Genomic DNA, 18,106 nt, shown 5'->3' on the forward strand with positions numbered 1-18,106 from the left:
GGCGCCATGCGGAAGCTGGTCTACGGCATGAACGTGTCCCTGGACGGCTACATCGCCGCGCCCGGCGACGATCTCGGCTGGGGCAGTCAGAGTCAGAGCGACGAGCTGTTCCAGTTCTGGCTCGACCAGGAGCGGGCGATCGGTCTGTTCCTGTACGGGCGCAAGCTGTGGGAGGTCATGAGCTCCCACTGGCCGACCGGCGATCAGCAGCCGGGCGCCACCCCGGCGCAGATCGAGTTCGCGCGGAACTGGCGGGACACGCCGAAGGTGGTGTTCTCCTCGACGGTCGACAAGGTCGACTGGAACGCCCGGGTGTTCACCGGCGACGCGGTCGCGGAGATCGCCCGGCTCAAGGCCGAGGACGGCGAGCCGATGAGGGTCGGCGGCGCGACGCTCGCCGGGGCGGCCATGCGGGCCGGGCTGGTCGACGAGTACGAGATCGTGACCCATCCGGCGCTGGTGGGCGGTGGCAAACCGTACTTCGCCGCGGTGGACAGCTGGGTGAACCTGGACCTGGTGGAGACGCGCACGTTTCCCGGCGGGGTGCTGCTGACCAGGTACCAGACAAGGCGGTGAGCGCGACTGAGCTGCCGCTTGCCGGGCTACGTCCGTGACTGCCGGCGGTAGTGAGCGGGGGCTACGCCGAGCTCGCGTTTGAACGCCTCGGCGAAGGCGAACTCCGAGGTGTAGCCGGCGCGCTGGGCGACAGTCTGCACCTCCGACGGCCGCCTCGACCTCGACCTGGCCATGCCGCCCGCGCTCGGCGGCACCGGTGCGGGCGCCAACCCCGAGCAGCTGTTCGCCTCCGGCTACGCCGCCTGCTTCCACAGCGCGCTGCGGCTGGTCGCCCGCCCGAGCGAGGCTGACCTGAGCGGCTCCAGCGTCACCGCTCGCGTCAGCCTCGGAACCGAGGAGCAGGGCGCGCTCGGCCTCGCGGTCACCCTGCTCGTCCACCTGCCCGGCGTCGCACCCGGCACCGCCGAGGAACTCGCCCGGTCAGCGCACGCCGTCTGCCCGTACTCGCGGGCCACTCGCGGCAACATCGCCGTCGACCTGCGCGTGCTGCCATGAGCCCGCCGGAGGCACGCGTCGGCACCCGTTGAGCGCAGCGCCGCGGCAGCTCCCGGCGGGTTACGAGATCATCGCGCCGGTCTCCGCGTTCCGGACGGTGATCGCTGCCGCCGGGCAGTTCTCCGCCGCCTCGAGCACGTCGTCGTCCGGTTCGATCAGCTCCTCGATCGGCGTGGACAACGACTGCGCGTTGAGCCGGAACCGCTGGGAGGCGATGGACGTGCACGTACCCGAACCCGCGCACGCGTCGTGGTCGACGCCGATCCGCCACTGGCTCACTGCGCACCCGCCACAGAGTCGACGCGGACCCGCACGCCGGGGCTCGGCCGCAGGGTGATCATCGGGTACGGCTTGACGTCGTGGTCGAGCAGCGTATAACGGACCCGCTGGGCGATCGTGGCCGCGATGAGCACGATCTCCATGAGCGCGAACCCGTTGCCGATGCACATGCGCGGTCCGCCGCCGAAGGGCCAGTACGCGTACCGGTGCAGGTTGGCGGTGCGCCCGTCGAGCCAGCGGTCGGGGTCGAACTCGGTGGGCTTGTCGAACCAGCGCGGATCGCGATGGGTGATCCACTGGCTCATCGCGACCATGGTGCCGGCCTTGACCCGGTAGCCCTGGAACTCGACGTCGTTGTCCGGCACCCGGAACACCCGCCACGCGGGCGGGTAGAGCCGCAGGACCTCGTCGACGACGGCGCGCAGCAGTTTCAGCTCGCCCATCTTCTCGGCGGTGGCCGGTGCCCCGCCGAGGACGGAGTCGACTTCGGCGTAGACGCGGGCGGCCAGGTCGGGGCGGGTGCCGAGGAAGTACCAGATCCAGGCCAGCGTGCTGGTGGTGGTCTCCTGCGCGGCGACGTACATGGTGACGAGCTCGTCGCGCAGCTGCTTGTCGCTCATCTGCGAGCCGTCGTCGTCACGGGACTCGACCAGCATCGCGAGCAGGTCGGCGTGTTCGCCGACGGCCGCGCGCCGGTTGGCGATGAACTCCGCGATGACGTCTTCGAAGTCGGAGATCGCCGAGTCGACGCGGCGGCGGTTGCGGGTGGGGACGAAGGCGGGCAGCCGTTCCAGGACCATGCTGCCCAGCTCCACGTTGAACCCGAGCATGATCTTGTCGAGGGCCTGGCTGGCCCGCGAGGACTCCTTCTCGGTGTCGGTGCCGAAGAACGACTTGCCGGCCACGCGCTGGGTCAGGCCGCCCATCAGGATGCGCATGTCGAACTCGTCGCCGGGGCGCCACGTGTCGATCAGCTCGCGGGTGTAGTCGACCATCGTGTCCGCGTACCCCTGCACGCGCTTGGTGTGGAAGGCCGGCTGGGCCAGGCGGCGCTGGGTGCGCCAGAAGCTGCCCTCGCTCGTGACCAGGCCGTTGCCGAGCGTACGGCTGAAGACGTAGCCGATCTTCTTGTACTCCTGGTACCCCTTGCGGTAGTTGCGGGTGGTCTCCAGGTGCACGCGTTCGATGTCGTCGGGGTGGCTGAGCAGCACCCACCGGTCCCCCGCCATGAAGAACTCGACGACGTCGCCGTGGCTGGCGTGCATGCTGTCGAACAGTTCCAGCGGGTCGTGGATGAAAGCCCGCAGGTGGCTGACGAGCGGGATCGGTTCGCGCAGCCGGGGCGCCGGGGCGGGGGCGTTCGCGGTGGTGGTCACCGTGGGCTCCTTCACTGTGCGGCGGCGAGCAGCCGCAGCGTCTCGATCGCGAGGATGGCGTGACCGCGCATCGTGGGATGCTTGAAGTCGGCGCTGTAGACGTTGCGTTCGGCGCACATCGGGTGGACGAAGGCGTCGAGCACGAGCGCGCCGTGGCGCGCGCAGACGGCGCGGGTGCGCTCGTTGAGGATCGGCAGCCGGTCCATCGCACCGCCCGCCAGCTGCGGCACCGCGCTGACGATGTCCATCAGCGTGACCGCGATGACGGTGGCGCCGCCCGCGCGCAGGGTCCCGACGATCGCGTCGAGGTCGGCCTCGACGAGGTCGGGGTCGAAGCCGCGGCTGAACAGGTCGTTGCCCCCGGCGATGAGCACGGCGAGGTCCGGGCCGAACTCGACGGCCGCGGGCAGCTGCTTCGCGCGGATGTCGGCGGCGCGCAGGTCGCGCTGCGCGACGTTGCGAAGATCCACTTCGTGGGTACGCGACAGGGTGGCGTGCACGCGATCGAACCAGGTCCGGTCGGCGTACCCGGGGGTCGCCTCGCCCATGCCCTCGGCGATGCTGTCGCCGAGCACGGCGAAACGCCGCCACTTCGCGCCGGTGAGCTGCTTCTCCAGGTCTTCCTGGTCGGCGAGGTACGGGTCGGTGGCCTCGGTCGTCGTCATGCCTTGATCTCGATTCCGTGCGCCCGGTCGTCGGTGAGGATCTCGAACAGCGCCCGGTTCTCGGTACGCAGCGTCTCCACGCGCCCCGACGCCTTGTCCGTGACGGTCAGCTCGCAGGAGCCGATCTTCGTGTTGAGGCAGTGCTTGATCCCGCCGGGCGGGTTGTAGTAGTTCAGCCCGACGAACGCGCCCGCGGGCGCCTCGACATGCCCCTTGATCGCCACCTCGTCGTCGCCGGTCGCGAAGTCCCAGTGGAAGTACCCGAAGCTGCCCTTCGCCTTGGCCGCCTGCGTCGGTGACGTGATCGCGTACTCGCGGCCGTCGTGGCGCAGCACGAGCAGGGTCATGAACGGCGTCTTGATCGGGCCGACCTTCGTCTGCGCGGTGATCACTTCGAGGAAGCTGCCGGGGGCGCCGTCGAAGCCGGCGACCTGCCCGAACGCGTAGTAGTCGGTGTGCTGGCTGCCCCAGTTGTGGTTCTGGCTGCCGACCCAGCCGTCGATGTCGACGGTGCGGCCGTTGACGGTCAGGGTGCCGTCGTATCCGGCCAGCGGGCTGCCGACGAGGCTCTTCGCCTTCGGGAACCCGCCGCTGTAGAGGGACCGCGGGATGAGGAACAGCATCGGTTCCTTGCCGGCGTACGACAGGTCCCAGGTGATGGTGTTGCCGGAGCTGGTCGCGCCGCCGGTGAGGTGGCCGGGGACGAGGGTCGCGCCGCCGACGCGCACGTCCATGCCCTCGGGGGCGAAGGAGCAGTCGCGCAGCGGGTGCTCCTCCTTCGCGGCGACGTGCTCGCCGGTCTCGCCGTCGAAGAAGATCGACCACAGCTCGCCGATGGCGTCCTCCGGCCTGCCCTTCGGGCTGAAGATCGTGTAGCGGATCCAGAACGCGAGCGGCCGGGTCGGGTGGTTGCCCCGCTGGTAGAAGCTCTCGTAGTGCCCCTCCTTCTGCCCGGGGACGTACTGCGTCCAGGAGAGCTGTTCGTCGTTCATGCCGGCTGTTCCTTTCGGGTCTGCACGCGTCGCCGCGGATGCATCGTCATCTCCATGCCGTATCGGGGTCGCAGCGTGATCGACGCCTGCTGGACGACCCGGTGACCGGGCAGGTGGCGCAGCTCGTACCGCTGGATCAGGGCCGCGAGCAGCAGTTGCGCCTCCATCAGCGCGAAGTGCTTGCCGATGCACAGGTGCGGCCCGGCGCCGAAGGGCAGGTACGCGTACCGGTGCCAGGTCTTGCGGGCGGCCGGTTCGAAGCGGTCGGGTTCGAACCGGTCCGGGTCGTCCCAGTGGGCCGGGTTGCGCTGGATGTTGAACAGGCTGACCAGCACCCGGGCCCCCGCGGGCAGCTCGTACCCGCCGAGGGTGGTCGCCGCGCCGGTGAGCCGGGGCACGATCGGCGCGGACGGGTAGAGCCGCAGCGCCTCCTCGAAGACGCGCAGCGTGTAGGGCAGGTTCGGCAGGTCGTCGAGGGTGGGCAGCCGCCCGTCGAGGGTGTCGACCTCGTCCTGGAGCTTGCGCAGCGCCCGCGGATGCTGGGACAGCAGGTACAGCGCCCAGGTGAGGGTGATCGCCGTGGTCTCGTGCCCCGCGGCGAAGGTGGTGATGATCTCGTCGCGGAGTTCCCGGTCGGTCATCACCTCCCCCGTCGCGTCGTCCTTGCACGCGAGCAGCATGTCCAGCAGGTCGTTGTCGGACGGCCCGGCGGCCCGGCGCTCGGCGATCAGCCGGTACATCAGCGAGTCGATCGCGGTCATCACGGCCTTGAAGCGCCGGTTGCCCGGCGTCGGCCAGCTCACCGGCGGGCTGAACGGGTTCTGCAGCCGCTGGAACGCGAAGTTGATCGCGATGTCGACGGCGTGGGGGCCGATGGTGTCGAGGTCTTCGAGGATGTTCGTGGAGAACATGGCGCGGCTGACGATGTCAAGCGTGACCCGCATCGTCTCCTTGTGCATGTCCAGCAGGTCCCCCGGCCGGTACGCCCGCGCGAGGTGGTCCAGCCAGTCCTGCGTGGACGACACCATGGTGGCGTACATGCCGGCGATGGCGCTCTTCGTGTAGAGGGGCTGCATCATGCGGCGGTTGCGCAGCCAGCTCTCGTGATCGGAGCTGGTGAGCAGGCCCGTGCCGAGGACGAGGCGCAGCGGGTTGTCGGCGCCGAGCTTGCCGAACCGGGCGGTCTCCGTCAGCGCCTCCCCCGCCAGGTCGGGGCTGGAGACGCCGTAGACGGTGACCGGTCCCAGTTTGTACGCGACGAGGTCGCCGTGCTCGCGGAACCCGGCCATCATCGCGTCGAGGATGTCGCGGCGGAAGTCGGTGATGCTGCCCAGCAGCGGGACGCCGCGTACCGCGGGGACGGTTCGCGTGGTCATGGCTTGCGGGCCAGTGCGCAGACCCAGCCGAGCGACCGGGTGGGTTCGGCGACGAAGCGGGCGTCGATGAAGCCCGCCTCGGTGAGCATCCCGGTGAGGTCGGCGCCGGAGACGATGCGCAGCCCCTCGCGGGCGGAGCGCTCGGTGAAGCGCCTGCCGAAGTAGCGCTGCACCAGCGACGGCTTGCCGGACGCCTCGCGGCTCATCTCCAGCGTGACGACCATCTGCCCGCCGGGCCGCAGCACCCGGTGCGCCTGCTTCAGCCCGCGCATCGCGTCGGGCCAGAAGTAGAACGTCTCGATCGCGGTGACCTGGTCGAACGACGCCTCCTCGAACGGCAGGTTCATCGCGTCGCCGTGCTGGACCGTCATCCGGCCCGCGCGGATCGTCGCCGCGTTGCGCTTGCCGGCCAGGCCCACCATGACGGGCGAGTAGTCGATCCCGGTGAGAGTCCCGGTGGCGTTGCGGGCGGCCATGAGGCCCAGCGCCATGCCGCTGCCGCAGCCGATGTCGAGGATGTCGTCGCCGTCGGCGATGCCCATCTGCTCGATGGTCCAGTCGGTGAGCGTGCGGTGCTGGACCGTCATCAGGTGGCCGACGAGGCGGCCGGAGAAGCCGGTGGGCTTCTTGAAGTTGTCCTCTAGCAGCTCTAGCGGCTTATGGATGACACCCATGGCTGTCCCTTCAGGTTCCGTTGGTGTTACGCGCGCTGGGCACCGGCACCCTCGCGGGCCTTGCGTTCCGCGCGGGCGGCCAGGGTGGCGAGGTAGCCGCCGAGCAGCGGCCGGGCGAGGCCGCCGACGGGCAGGCGGGGCGCGCGGTCGCGGTGCCACGGCAGGCTCGCCGGTGCGCCGCCGGGTGCTCGGTCACCCAGGTGGTGCTCGGCCAGGTATGCGCCGGTGGCCACGCTGAGCGCCAGGCCGTGCCCGCCGCAGCCGCCCGCGTACCAGACGCCGGGGGCGGCGCGCCCGACGACGGGCAGCCCGTCGCCGGTCATCGCGATGCGCCCGGACCAGCGGTGCGTCACCTCGATGTCGCGCAGGGCCGGGTGCAGGGTGTGCAGCCACCCGGTGAGGAACCGCCACGCGGGAGCGTGGCGGGTGTCGTCGGCCGGTCCGGGCGGCAGCCCGTCCCCGCGCGCGGGCAGCAGTGCGCGGCCGCCCCCGGCGATCAGCCGCCGGTCCGGGGTCAGCCGGTAGTAGGGGGCGAGGTCGCCGTGCTCGATGACGGCGGTGCGGGCCACGCCGTCGAGCACGCCCACCGGCAGCGGCGCGGTCGCGATCGCGTGTACGCGCAGCGGCAGCATCGTGCCGACGGGCAGCCGCAGATGGTCGGCGTAGCCGTTGACGGCGACGAGGATCTTGCGGGCGCGTACCGGGCCGGTGCTGGTGGACACCCGTCCGGGGTGGACCTCGCGGACGAGGGTGCCCGGACGGATGCGGGCACCGGCGGCGCGTGCCGCGTCGGCGAGGCCCCGCGTCAGGGCCGCCGGGTCCAGCGTGGCCGCCGACGGGTAGCGCAGACCGGCCAGGTAGGCCACGTCCGGGTACGGGGCGAGCTCGGAGCCGGGCAGCAGCGGCACCTCGATGCCGAGTTCGGCGTACGCGCGGGCACGCGAGCGCAGCCGGGCCGCGTCGGCCTCGGTGCGGGCGACGATCTCCTGCGCCCCGGCCGTCAGGTCGCAGTCGATGCCCGACTCCGCGATCAGGGCCAGCACACGGGCCACGGCGGCGGTGCTGAACGCGTACACGGCGCGGGCGGTGTCGTCGCCGAAGCGGCGCCGGGCGAGGTCGACAGGTGGGCCGATGCGGGGCCCGAGCAGCCCGGTGCCGTGCCCGCTGGCGCCGGAGCCGGGCTGTCCCGCGTCGAGGATCAGCACGTCGAGGCCGGGTTCGGCGCGCAGCAGGTGCAGCGCGGCGGACAGGCCGGTGAGCCCGGCGCCGACGATCACGACGTCGGCGCCGTCGCGGTCGTCGCGCGGTGGCGGTTCGGGTGGCGCGGCACGCCACGGCGGTTCAGTCATGGCCGGCCGTCGCAAGATCGCCGGGCACGGTGACCTCGCCGAGCAGGCCGTGCAGGATGACCAGGATGTTGTCGCGCAGGGTGGCCTCGGCGACCGGGTCGAGGATGTCGGCGAGCGACGGCATGCCGAGGTCGAAGACGGCGTCGAACGTGATCGCGGTCCCCTCGGGCGCGCCCTCGATCAGCCACTGCCCCTCGAACCGTTCGAAGTCGCCGGCGAGCTGCGTGAACCGGATGACCCCGCGGTCCGGTTCGAAGTAGTCGCGTTCGGTCCAGCGGAGCAGGCCGTTGCGGAAGGTGACGGTCCAGTCGGACACGACGCTGCCGTCGGGGTCGGCGGCGTGCACGTTCACCTGGCGTACGGTGCTGGTCAGCTCCTCGTAGCGGGCGAAGTCGCTGATCCGCGCGTACGCGTCGGGCTGCGCGAGCCCCGTGAGCACCTGGATGATGACACGTCGCATGAGAGGCGTTTCCCTTCGTCCCTATGCCATGGCCGTGAGTGAGGCCAGGGCGTCGTCGAACACCTGGAAGAACAGCGCCAGCTCGGGGTCGCCGAGGATGGCGGGCGGGGTCAACCGGATCACCCGGGACGCGTTGAGCGAGTGGCTCACGAGCACCCCGCGGTCGATCAGCGCGAGCGCGAGCTCGCCGAGGTGGCGCTGTTCGGCCATCTCGATGCCGATGAGCAGGCCCCGGCCGCGTACGTCGGCGACGAGTCCGGCGCCGTGGGCGGCGGCTCGGGCGCGTACCCCGTCGAGCAGCAGCGACCCGAGGCGGGCCGCGCGGCGCGGGATGTCCTCGGCGGCCATCGTGCGTACGGCCGCGAGGGCGGCGGCGCCCGCGAGCGGTGAGCCGCCGAACGTGGACGAGTGCAGGAACGGGTCGCGGTTGAACGGCCCGTAGGTCTGCTCGCCCGCGAGCATCGCGGCGACGGGGATGATCCCGCCGGACAGGCCCTTGCCGACGAGCAGCACGTCGGGGGCGACGCGTTCGGTGTCGATGCCCCACCAGGAGCCCAGCCGCCCGAGCCCGGTCTGGATCTCGTCGATGATGAGGAACGCGCCGTGCTCGGCGCAGGCGGCGGCGACCGCGGTGAGGTACCCGGGCGGCGGGATGACCACGCCGCCCTCGCCCTGGACGGGTTCGAGGATGACGCAGGCGGCGCGCCCGGCGGCCGCGATCGCCGCCGACATCGCGGCCGCGTCACCGAACGGCACGACCGTGACGTCGGGCAGCAGGGGCCGGAACTGGTCCTGGTAGGTGGGGTTGGCGGTGACGCTGAGCGCGCCCAGCGTCTTGCCGTGGAACCCGCCCGCCGTGGTGATCAGCGCGTGGTGGCCGTGGGCGCGGGCGAGCTTCAGGGCCGCCTCGGTCGCCTCGGTGCCGGAGTTGACGAAGTGGACGTGGTCCAGGCCCGGCGGGGCGATCCCGGCGAGCGCCTCGGCTGCCTGCGCGATGACGGGTTCGAGCAGGGTCCGCGTGGCGAGGGGATGCGTCGCGACCTGGTGCTGCACGGCGGCGACCACGGCGGGGTGGCAGTGGCCGAGGATGAAGACGCCGTACCCGCCGAAGTCCAGGTGGCGGCGCCCGTCGGCGTCGATCACCCAGGCGCCCTCCGAGCGCACCTCCACGACCGACCCCATCAGCCGCGCGAGGGCCGCGCGTCCCGAGCTCAAGTGCTTTTGGGTACGGGTGACCACGTCCGCGGCGATGTCGACGCTGGTCATCAGATTCCTTCCGTGGGCACTCCGGCCATCAGGCCGGAGAGGAGGCGGAGCCCCTGCGGAGCAGGGCGGGGAAAGCTGATCGCCCGCCAGGGCGGACCGGCGTCCGCCCGTACCTCGGCCCGAGGTTCGTCGCCGGTCCAGTTAGGATGCGAGGTGTGGCCGGGGCGGTGAAGCGGGCGTTCAAGTTCCGCTTTTACCCCACCGATGCGCAGGCTGCGCAGCTGTCGCGAACCTTCGGGTGCGTCCGGCTGGTCTACAACATGGCCTTGCAGGCCAGGACCGAGGCGTGGACGCAGCGTCAGGAGCGGGTGAACTACAACGCGACCTCGGCCCTGCTCACTGCGTGGAAGAAGACCGACGAACTGGCGTTCCTCAACGAGGTCTCCTGCGTGCCGTTGCAGCAGGCGCTGCGGCACCTGCAGACCGCGTTCACCAACTTCTGGGCCAGACGCGCGAAGTATCCGACGTTCAAGTCCAGGAAGCGCTCGCGCCGGTCGGCGGAGTACACCGCCAGCGCGTTCCGGTGGCGCGACGGCACGCTGACCCTGGCGAAGATGAACCAACCCCTGAACATCGTGTGGTCGCGGACCCTGCCGCAGGGCTGTGCGCCGTCGACGGTGACGGTGTCGCAGGACGCGGCCGGACGCTGGTTCGTGTCCCTGCTCTGCGACGACGTGATCGTCCAGACCGCCGCCTGCGGCGCGGTCGGGATCGACGCTGGGATCGACAGCCTGCTCACCCTGTCCACTGGCGAGAAGATCACCAACCCGCGGCACGAGCGCGCCGACCGCAAGCGGTTGGCCCGTGCGCAACGCGGCCTGGCCCGTAAGCAGAATGGCTCGGCCAACCGGGCCAAGGCCCGGGTCAAGGTCGCCCGCATCCACGCCCGCATCGCCGACCGCAGACGCGACCACCTGCACAAGCTGACGACTCGGATCGTTCGTGAGAACCAAGCGATCGTGATCGAGGACCTCGCCGTACGCAACATGCTCAAGAACCACCGCTTGGCCCGAGCTATCAGTGACGCGGCCTGGCGGCAGTTGCGCACCATGCTGGAGTACAAAGCCGCCTGGCACGGCCGGAACTTGATCGTCGTGGACCGCTGGTTCCCGTCGTCCAAGCTGTGCTCGACCTGCGGCACGCTCACAGAACGGATGCCGCTGAACGTGCGGGCGTGGACGTGCCGATGCGGCAGCGTCCACGACCGCGACGTGAATGCCGCACGCAACATCCTGGCCGCCGGACTGGCGGTGACAGCCTGCGGAGACGATGTAAGACCTCAACGAGAATCCTCTCGGACGGGGCAGTCGTCGGCGAAACAGGAAGACCCGAGGGCAACCAAGGGAATCCCGTCCTTTAGGGCAGGGTGGATGTCAAGCCGCGAGCCTTTCGAGGTTCACCGTCGAGGGCAGGAGCCTGCTGTGGGTGGCCCAGTAGTCGATGGTGTGGTCGAACGAGGCGAGCAGCGCGTCCTTGGTGACGGCGTCGCCGAGGCCCAGTGACGGCAGCGAGGTCGGCAGCGCGTCGTCGGACTGGAACAGCAGCATCAGCGTGATCAGGTCTTCGAACCGGCGGCGCATGGCGACGGGGATGACCTCCGTGAGCAGCGGCATCAGCAGCCGGTCGACGGCTTCGGTCGGGATGAGCCGGGGCTGGCTGTGGGTCAGGCCGCACCGGGCGGCCATGGCCATGCAGAGGCGGACCATCTCGGCGACGGTCAGGGCCTGCGGCCCTGCGGTCAGCATGTAGGTGCCGCCGGTCTCGCCGCGGCGGATCAGGTCCCCGGTGGCCCGCGCAACGACGTCCTGTGGGATCGCGTCGATCAGCGCGGCCGCGTCGGCGGGGATCATGGGGGCGGTGCCGCGCACGACGGCGCGGATCGCCTTGTGGATGCCCTGGTACGACGAAATCCGCCCGTCCCGGGAGTCGCCGATCACGATGGACGGCCGCACGATGGCCGCGGGGTGCCCGCGGTCGCGGATCAGCGCCTCGGCGGCGATCTTCGATTCGACGTACGCGCGCGGCCCGATGAAGCGGGGGTCGCCGGGGTGGGGCACGGGGCGCTCGACGAACGCGGTGCTGACGTAGTAGAAGGGGGCGCCGGCGTGCTCGGCGAACGTCAGCATCCGCGCGGTGCCCCCGACGTTGGTCGCGGCGATCTCCTCGGGCGCCAGCGTCCAGCTCGTCGCGGCACCGGCGTGCAGGATCACGTCGACCCGGCCGGCCAGCGAGCGCAGCTGCGCCGGGGGCAGTCCGAGGTCGTCCGCGGCGAGATCGCCGCGGACCTGCTGAACCCGGTGATCGGTGACCGAGGCCCGCCGCAGCAGGCAGATGATCTCGTAATCGTCGGCGAGTTCATCGATGAGAGCGGTGCCCAGCACACCGGCACCCCCGGTGAGCAGCAGCACCGGCTTGTCTGCCCGCATCAGATCCTCTTCCTCTACGCGATGGTGAGCGGTTGCCCGCCCAGCTGGGCCACGAGCGGACCCGCCATGCGCGAACGCGACGGCGGATGCAGGGACAGCCCGTTGGCGCAGGCCGACAGGTACGCGACGTCGTCGGCGGCGAAGTACGCCATACCGCCGAGCAGTTCCACGGCGCGGGGGACGATCCGGGCGATGGCGTCCTGGGCGGCGTAGCGGGCGTAGAGCGATTCGGCCAGCGCGGTGGAGTCGCGGGCGCCGTTGTCCAGCCGAGCGGCGACGGTCTCCACCGCCGCCATCGCGGCCTCGACGTCGCAGACCAGGCGTACGCGCTCCAGCTCCGGGATGCGGTCCTGGCCGAGCACCCGTTCCACCAGGGCGCTGGCCGCGCCGAGGTAGCTGGCGGTCATCAGCACCTCGAACCACAGGAACCCGGCGATCTGGATCCCGTCGAGGGCCTGCCCGGGCGCGCTGTCGGTGCGTACGAGCAGCTCGTCGGGGACGAAGACCTCGTCGAGGACGACCTGGTCGGACTCCGCTCCGGCGAGGGCGAAGCTGCCCCAGAACGGGCTGACGCTCATGCCCTCCGAACCGGCCGGGATCAGCGCGATGGCCAGCTGGTCCCCGGTCCCGTCGAGGCGGGGCACGAGGATGCTCGCGGTCAGCAGGTCCATGGAGGCCGACAGGCTGCACGGGCGTTTGGCACCGGTGACGCGTACGCCGCCGTCGGCGGGGGTGACCCGCATCGCGGGGGCGAGGATGTTCTGCCCGGAGGTGCCCTCGGCGAAGCCCGACGCGAGCAGCTTCGCCTCGCGGGCGATGCCCTCCATCAGCATCCATTCGAAGCCGTTGGAGATCTCGCTGACGACGACGAGCCCGGCCATGGAGAAGTGGTGCATCGTCGTGGCGACGGCGAGGGACGGTGAGCGGGCGCCGATGGCGCGCTGCACCTGGATCGCCTGCACCGCGGTCGCGCCCGCGCCGCCGTGCGCCGCCGCGACCAGCAGCCCGGGGCCGCCCGCCTCGCGGAACGCCGCGATGCCGGGGCTGCCGGGGCGCTCCAGCGCGGTCAGGCCGTGCGCCGCCAGCGCCTCGTCGAGGCCGGGCAGCAGCTTGCCGAGTACGGCTCGTTCGCGTTCCAGGAAACGCATGGACATCTCTCCCGTGGTCAGATCGAGTTGGTGACGCGCAGCAGCCGCCATACCGCGCCGGGGCGCGGCGAGCCCTGGAACGCGACGTACTCGGGCAGGACCACGTCGACACCCCATTTCTCCTTGTAGGCGAGCTGCGATTGGGCGGGGTAGACGTGCTCGCCGTGGCGGCTGAGAAACGTCACGATCCGGTCGACCAGGCGGCTGCCACCGGGCAGGGCGTGCCCGGGGTCGAGCCCGACGAACGGGGTGAAGCCGAGATGCAGCCACGCGCAGCCCTCGGCGCGCAGCGCGGTGATCGCCGTGGAGTTGATCGTCTCCATGACGCCGGGCGGGGCGTCGGGGTGGCGCCGGGTCAGGTCGTGCAGCCAGCCGGGCCGGCTGCCGTAGACGGGCGAGTAGGTGATGTACCCGATGGTCTGGCCGTCGAGGCGCCCGACGAACAGCCGCCGGTCCTTGGCGTACTCGCCGGTGCGCTCCCCGATCAGGAAGGTGATCTCCTTGACGAGGACGCCCTTGGCCTTGAGCCACGGTCTGTCGACGGCGTCGAGTTCGGCCTGCGCTCCAGCCAGGTCCACTTCGGATACTTCAAGTCCGGCGCGCACCGCGCGGGAGATCTTGTTGCGCAGCCGCATGTACTTCGCGCCGCCGAGGGAGAACTTGTCGAGGCTGCGCGCGTACGAGGCGCCGACCTGGTTGACGGTGAAGCCGCGCTCGGCGTACGAGGGCGCGTCGGCCAGCGGCACCTGGATGGCGACGATCCGGCGCCGCCGCCCGGCGGCGTAGGCGATGAAGCCGTCGAGGAGCCCGTCGTGGTCCGCGCCGGGCGGGGCGGTGACGCCGCCGAATACGACGAGGTAGCGGCCCGATTCGCGGTAGGAGATGACGCCGCGCGTGCCGGGGTGGCGGTAGTACTGGTTGCCGGAGTTGAGGGCGAGGAAGCCGCTGGGGTGATCGCTGTACGCCTCCAGCTCCTCACGCGTCGACAGCATGGGTGACCTTCCCGCTGCGTGCCCGGGTACTCGGCTCGGCGGCGTACGCCCGCTCGAACTCGGCGAACGCGGGGCTGAGGTGCGGCTCGAACGGGACCCCGAACGGTTTGAGCGTGTTGCCGAACAGGGCCCGGTCGCCGAAGAGGTGGATCGGCACCGCGAGCAGCGCCCATTCGGGCCCGACCAGCAGGCACCACAGCCCGACCAGGATCGCGTTGGTCACCAGGCTGTGCATGATGTTGTACGCCAGGTAGTAGCCGCGCGAGATGTCGCCGCCGGGCGCCCGCCGGAACGCGATCGCCCCGGGGATGTACCCGATCACGTCGATGACCAGGAAGAAGCCGATGAAGACCGGCCAGCGGATCTCGCCGATGTGCAGGATCCCGAGCACGCTGGCGACCACCAGGGCGGTGAGCCACTCCAGCCTGGCCAGAGTGAATGTCGTACGTGTCTCGAACCGGTTGTGGGCATCCACCGGCCACCTCCAGGCTTGGCGCGATCGGGTGTGTTCAAGCGGTGTTACGCCACCGATCGAATCGACCCTCACCGCTGTCTGATTTCAGCGTGAATCGCATATCCGAATGACGGGGAAGCGTTCCTATATAACCGCCGAAAGCCGGACATTAATACTGCGCCGACGGGCCGAAGAATCATCCGTTCCGATCACTTGCCGGAGTCGGTCTTGCTCTGGCATGGTGTCTAGATCGACACATCCAGATTTTTAGTTACGTGAATGTCTGATTCATGAGTTCAGCCATTTCACAAGCTGGCCAAAGCAGGGCGAAGCCTGTCCGAGAAAGGGAAGGTTGGCCATGTTTAATCACGACCGAACTCCCCCCATATCATCCGAAGATCCGCCGCGTCCCGATGATCGACGCTGGCGGCTGATCCTCTCCTACCGCGAGCACGTGACACGTCTGGTGCGCAAGCGGCTGTGGAACCCCCAGGACGTCGACGACTGCGTACAGGAGGTGCTGCTGCGCGGTGTGCTCTTCCCCCGGCTCGACGAGGACCGGGTCGGCGAGTTCCTGACCACCACCACGCTGCGGCTGTGCGTGGACTACTACCGCGACGGGGACCGCCAGCGCCGGCTGCGCATGCGCGTGGCGTTCGTCGAGCGGTCCCCGGGGCCCGACGAGCAGCTCGTCGAGCTGGACCTGGGCCGGTGGATGATCGAGCGCGCGAGCCAGCTGCGGGGCCGCGAGCAGCAGATCATGCTGGCCCGGGCGAAGGGCATGACCAACCGGGAGATCGCCGACTCCTTCGGGCTGACCGCCAAGGCGGTCGAGAGCGCGTTCACCCGCGGCCGGGCGCGGCTGCGCATGCAGTTCGACCACTGCATGAACGGCGCCCCCGCGGAGCCCGTGCCCGCTGCGGCGATGAGCGCGGGCAGGCTCGGATGAACGCCGACACGATCATCCGCGAGCTGTTCTCCCCCGCGGGCCGCGCGAACCCGTACCCGCACTACACGGCGCTGCACGCCCTGGGTGGCGCCGCCTCGGTGACCCCGGGGGTCGCGGGCCCGTTCGGCGCGGTCGTGCACGGCTACGACGCCGTCGACCAGGTGCTGCGCGATCCCGGCTTCCTCGTCTCCGACAGCCGCCACCAGGACCTCGGCAGCACGACGTGGCGCGAGCACCCCACCCTCACGACCCTCATGACCACGATGATGTTCACCAACGCGCCCGACCACGGCCGCATGCGCAAGCTGTTCCACCAGGTGCTGACGGTGCGCCGGGTGAACGCGCTCGCACCCATGATCGCCCGTATCGTCGACGCGCTCATGGACCGGATGGCCGCCACCGCGGCCGACGGCGGCGAGGTCGACTTCATCTCGCAGTTCGCGTACCTGATGCCGACCAGCGTGGTCGGCGGGCTGCTCGGCATCCCCGACGCCGACCTGGACTGGTTCCGGCCACGCGTGCAGCAGATCGTGGACTATCTCGACCAGACCGCGAAGTCCCCCGAGGTGCTGCTGGCCACCGACGCGGTGACCCGGGAGATCCTCGACTACTACCGGGGCATGATCGCCGACCGGCGCGCCCGGCCGCGTGAGGACTTCGTCAGCACCCTCGTGCAGGTGCTGGACAGCGAGCACCACCAGCTCAGCGAGGACGAGGTCGTCGCCAACCTCGTGCTGATGTTCAACGCGGGCTTCGTCACCACCATCAACATGCTCGGCAACGGACTGCCGATCCTGCTCGAACGGCCGAGCCTGGCCGAGGGCATCTGCGGCGACCCCGAGCTGCTCACCGACGCGGTCGACGAGATCATCCGCTACGACGCGTCGCTGCAGTACATCAGCCGCTGGGTCGCCGACGACCGCGAGATCGCCGGGGTACGCGTACCGGCCCGCTCGATGGTGCTGGTGCTGCTCGGCGCCGCGAACCGCGACCCGGGCCGCTACCGCGACCCCGACCTGTTCGACGCGACCCGGCCGAGGTTGCAGTCGCTCAGCTTCGGCGCGGGACCGCACTACTGCCTCGGGGCGGCACTGTCCCGGCTGGAGGGGCAGCTCGCCTTCCCGATGCTGCTGCGCCGCTTCCCCGACCTCGCCATCGGCGCGGCCGAACGCAACGACCAACTGCTCCTGCGCGGCTACCGGCGGCTGCCGGTCGATCTCGGCGAGGTGAAGGCATGAACAAACCGAAGGTCCCCTACATATCACTGCTGATCGCCGACACGGTGTCGTCCATGGGCAGCCGGATCTCGGTGCTGGCGATCCCGTGGCTCATCTGGGTCACGACGGCCAGCCCCAGCAAGATGGGCATCGCGGTGGCGGCCGAGATGTTGCCCTACGTGCTGACGGGCGTGCTGGCGGCGCCGATCGCGGACCGGGTGGGGCTGCGGCGCACGATCATCGTCGCCAACATCGCCAGCGCCGTCGCGATGGCCGGCATCGCCGGACTTCCCGGCATGAACTACCTGGTCCTGCTCGGCCTCGTGGCGATCGGCGGCGGCCTGCGGGGCATCGCCGACCGGTCGAAGAACGTCATCAACCGCCCGATCGCCAAGGCCGCCGGGATCCCGATCGTCCGCATGACCGCGCTGTACGAGGGCTTCACGAAGACGGCGACGCTGGTCGGGGCGCCGGTCGGCGGCGTGCTCATCTACTGGCTGGGCGCCCGCGGCGCGGTGTGGTTCGACGCGGCTTCGTTCGCGTTCTGCGCGCTGCTGGTCATCACCCTGGTGAAGATGCCGCCCGCCGACCCGGCCGAGCCGGGCGCCAACCCGGCGCCCACCGTGAAGGAGCCCTACTTCACCGCGCTGAAGGGCGGCTTCGCGCACCTGGGCAAGGATCGGCTGCTGTTCGCGCTCGTGCTGATCACCACGGCCAGCAACCTGTTCACGCAGGCGTTCACCGTCTTCGTGCCGCTGTGGGTCGGCGAGGTGCTCAAGTCCCCCGCCGCGCTGGGCCTGATCTCGGGTGCGCTCGCGGCGGGCGGCGTACTCGGCGGGATCGTCTTCATCATGCTGGCCACGAAGCTGCCCCGCTACGTCGCGTTCGTGGTCGGGCTCGTCGTCGGCAGCGCGCCGCGGCTGCTCGTGATGGGCCTGTCGCACAACCTCGCGCTGGTCCTCGTGGTCACGTTCCTCGCCGGGTTCGCCATCTCGTCGGTCAACCCGATCATGGGCGCGATGCTGTACGAGCGCACCCCGGCCCAGCTCCAGACGCGCGTCTTCGGCGTCGCCGCGGCCGTGTCGTTCATCGGCATCCCGCTCGGCGGCCTGCTGGCGGGGTGGTCGGTCGACGGACTCGGCCTGAACCGGGCCATCCTCGTCGGTTCGATCGTGCTGCTGGCCGTCAGCCTGCTGCCGCTGCTGTTCAAGGAGAGGTGGGCCGCCGGGCAGGCGACACCGGCACCCGATACTCCCGCACCCGCCCCGGCCCAGACCGCGGCGACGGCCACGGAAACGGCTGCGGAGACGGAGCCGAGCGCGCAGACGGAGCCGAGCACAGTCGCGCGTACCAGATGAACAGCCGAACGCCCGGCCGCGATGTCGCGGCCGGGCGTTCGCGTGTGCGGGGTT

General features: G+C 70.7%; 18 protein-coding genes and 1 pseudogene. 6 read left to right on the forward strand and 13 right to left on the reverse strand.

Translation table 11 applies throughout. From position 1 onward, the window contains the following. Window positions 1-6 precede the first annotated feature (6 nt). Window positions 7-576 (forward strand): dihydrofolate reductase family protein, encoded by a 570-nt coding sequence (locus tag Cs7R123_RS02730; RefSeq protein WP_212823173.1) that lies wholly within the window; start codon window positions 7-9, stop codon window positions 574-576. Between the two features lie 171 nt (window positions 577-747). Beyond that, window positions 748-1,071, forward strand: coding sequence for an Ohr family peroxiredoxin (locus Cs7R123_RS02740; protein ID WP_212823177.1), 324 nt, complete (start codon window positions 748-750; stop codon window positions 1,069-1,071). Between the two features lie 60 nt (window positions 1,072-1,131). Here Cs7R123_RS02740 and Cs7R123_RS02745 read toward each other — a convergent pair whose 3' ends face one another. From Cs7R123_RS02745 to Cs7R123_RS02785, 9 genes are read right to left on the reverse strand one after another with little or no spacing between them, the layout of a single operon-like run. Beyond that, complete coding sequence (locus Cs7R123_RS02745) at window positions 1,132-1,350, reverse strand: ferredoxin (protein ID WP_212823179.1); 219 nt, start codon at window positions 1,348-1,350, stop codon at window positions 1,132-1,134. Then, on the reverse strand, window positions 1,347-2,726 hold the full coding sequence (locus tag Cs7R123_RS02750) for a cytochrome P450 (RefSeq protein ID WP_212823181.1): 1,380 nt from the start codon (window positions 2,724-2,726) through the stop codon (window positions 1,347-1,349). Before Cs7R123_RS02750 ends, Cs7R123_RS02745 begins: the two co-directional genes overlap by 4 nt. Before the next feature lie 11 nt (window positions 2,727-2,737). Beyond that, window positions 2,738-3,391, reverse strand: a complete 654-nt coding sequence (locus Cs7R123_RS02755; RefSeq protein WP_212823183.1) for an SGNH/GDSL hydrolase family protein — start codon at window positions 3,389-3,391, stop codon at window positions 2,738-2,740. Beyond that, window positions 3,388-4,383 carry a hypothetical protein gene (locus tag Cs7R123_RS02760; RefSeq protein WP_212823185.1) on the reverse strand — a complete coding sequence of 332 codons (996 nt, stop codon included), beginning with the start codon at window positions 4,381-4,383 and terminating at the stop codon, window positions 3,388-3,390. The genes Cs7R123_RS02755 and Cs7R123_RS02760 overlap by 4 nt, the downstream gene beginning before the upstream one ends. After that, window positions 4,380-5,759: a cytochrome P450 gene (locus tag Cs7R123_RS02765; protein WP_212823187.1), complete on the reverse strand. Its 1,380-nt coding sequence runs from the start codon at window positions 5,757-5,759 to the stop codon at window positions 4,380-4,382. The genes Cs7R123_RS02760 and Cs7R123_RS02765 overlap by 4 nt, the downstream gene beginning before the upstream one ends. Beyond that, the gene (locus Cs7R123_RS02770) at window positions 5,756-6,433 is read right to left on the reverse strand and encodes a class I SAM-dependent methyltransferase (RefSeq protein WP_212823189.1); all 678 of its coding nucleotides are present in this window, start codon (window positions 6,431-6,433) and stop codon (window positions 5,756-5,758) included. The genes Cs7R123_RS02765 and Cs7R123_RS02770 overlap by 4 nt, the downstream gene beginning before the upstream one ends. Before the next feature lie 26 nt (window positions 6,434-6,459). Beyond that, window positions 6,460-7,782 carry an FAD-binding oxidoreductase gene (locus Cs7R123_RS02775; protein ID WP_212823191.1) on the reverse strand — a complete coding sequence of 441 codons (1,323 nt, stop codon included), beginning with the start codon at window positions 7,780-7,782 and terminating at the stop codon, window positions 6,460-6,462. Further along, on the reverse strand, window positions 7,775-8,242 hold the full coding sequence (locus Cs7R123_RS02780) for an SRPBCC family protein (RefSeq protein ID WP_212823193.1): 468 nt from the start codon (window positions 8,240-8,242) through the stop codon (window positions 7,775-7,777). The genes Cs7R123_RS02775 and Cs7R123_RS02780 overlap by 8 nt, the downstream gene beginning before the upstream one ends. 21 nt (window positions 8,243-8,263) lie before the next feature. Next, window positions 8,264-9,508, reverse strand: coding sequence for an aspartate aminotransferase family protein (locus tag Cs7R123_RS02785; protein ID WP_212823194.1), 1,245 nt, complete (start codon window positions 9,506-9,508; stop codon window positions 8,264-8,266). A 146-nt stretch (window positions 9,509-9,654) separates the two neighbouring features. Here Cs7R123_RS02785 and Cs7R123_RS02790 point away from each other — a divergent pair. After that, a pseudogene (locus Cs7R123_RS02790) lies at window positions 9,655-10,734 on the forward strand (RNA-guided endonuclease InsQ/TnpB family protein); the annotation flags it as partial. Window positions 10,735-10,881: 147 nt separating this feature from the next. Here Cs7R123_RS02790 and Cs7R123_RS39905 read toward each other — a convergent pair. Genes Cs7R123_RS39905 through Cs7R123_RS02805 form a run of 4 tightly spaced genes read right to left on the reverse strand, consistent with a single transcriptional unit; the run spans window position 10,882 to window position 14,549 of the window. Further along, window positions 10,882-11,934 (reverse strand): SDR family oxidoreductase, encoded by a 1,053-nt coding sequence (locus tag Cs7R123_RS39905; RefSeq protein ID WP_244871561.1) that lies wholly within the window; start codon window positions 11,932-11,934, stop codon window positions 10,882-10,884. 14 nt (window positions 11,935-11,948) lie between these two features. Continuing rightward, on the reverse strand, window positions 11,949-13,082 hold the full coding sequence (locus Cs7R123_RS02795; RefSeq protein ID WP_212823196.1) for an acyl-CoA dehydrogenase family protein: 1,134 nt from the start codon (window positions 13,080-13,082) through the stop codon (window positions 11,949-11,951). Window positions 13,083-13,099: 17 nt separating this feature from the next. Next, window positions 13,100-14,074 (reverse strand): bifunctional lysylphosphatidylglycerol flippase/synthetase MprF, encoded by a 975-nt coding sequence (locus Cs7R123_RS02800; protein ID WP_212823197.1) that lies wholly within the window; start codon window positions 14,072-14,074, stop codon window positions 13,100-13,102. Then, window positions 14,058-14,549 carry a hypothetical protein gene (locus Cs7R123_RS02805; RefSeq protein WP_212823198.1) on the reverse strand — a complete coding sequence of 164 codons (492 nt, stop codon included), beginning with the start codon at window positions 14,547-14,549 and terminating at the stop codon, window positions 14,058-14,060. The genes Cs7R123_RS02800 and Cs7R123_RS02805 overlap by 17 nt, the downstream gene beginning before the upstream one ends. Window positions 14,550-14,886: 337 nt before the next feature. Between Cs7R123_RS02805 and Cs7R123_RS02810 the strand changes: the two genes are divergently transcribed. Genes Cs7R123_RS02810 through Cs7R123_RS02820 form a run of 3 tightly spaced genes read left to right on the forward strand, consistent with a single transcriptional unit; the run spans window position 14,887 to window position 18,052 of the window. Further along, window positions 14,887-15,477, forward strand: a complete 591-nt coding sequence (locus tag Cs7R123_RS02810; RefSeq protein WP_280517272.1) for a sigma-70 family RNA polymerase sigma factor — start codon at window positions 14,887-14,889, stop codon at window positions 15,475-15,477. Continuing rightward, complete coding sequence (locus tag Cs7R123_RS02815; protein ID WP_212823200.1) at window positions 15,474-16,715, forward strand: cytochrome P450; 1,242 nt, start codon at window positions 15,474-15,476, stop codon at window positions 16,713-16,715. The genes Cs7R123_RS02810 and Cs7R123_RS02815 overlap by 4 nt, the downstream gene beginning before the upstream one ends. Beyond that, the gene (locus tag Cs7R123_RS02820; RefSeq protein ID WP_212823201.1) at window positions 16,712-18,052 is read left to right on the forward strand and encodes an MFS transporter; all 1,341 of its coding nucleotides are present in this window, start codon (window positions 16,712-16,714) and stop codon (window positions 18,050-18,052) included. The genes Cs7R123_RS02815 and Cs7R123_RS02820 overlap by 4 nt, the downstream gene beginning before the upstream one ends. Window positions 18,053-18,106 lie beyond the last annotated feature (54 nt).

The organism is Catellatospora sp. TT07R-123 (assembly GCF_018327705.1).
Taxonomy (GTDB): Bacteria; Actinomycetota; Actinomycetes; order Mycobacteriales; family Micromonosporaceae; genus Catellatospora.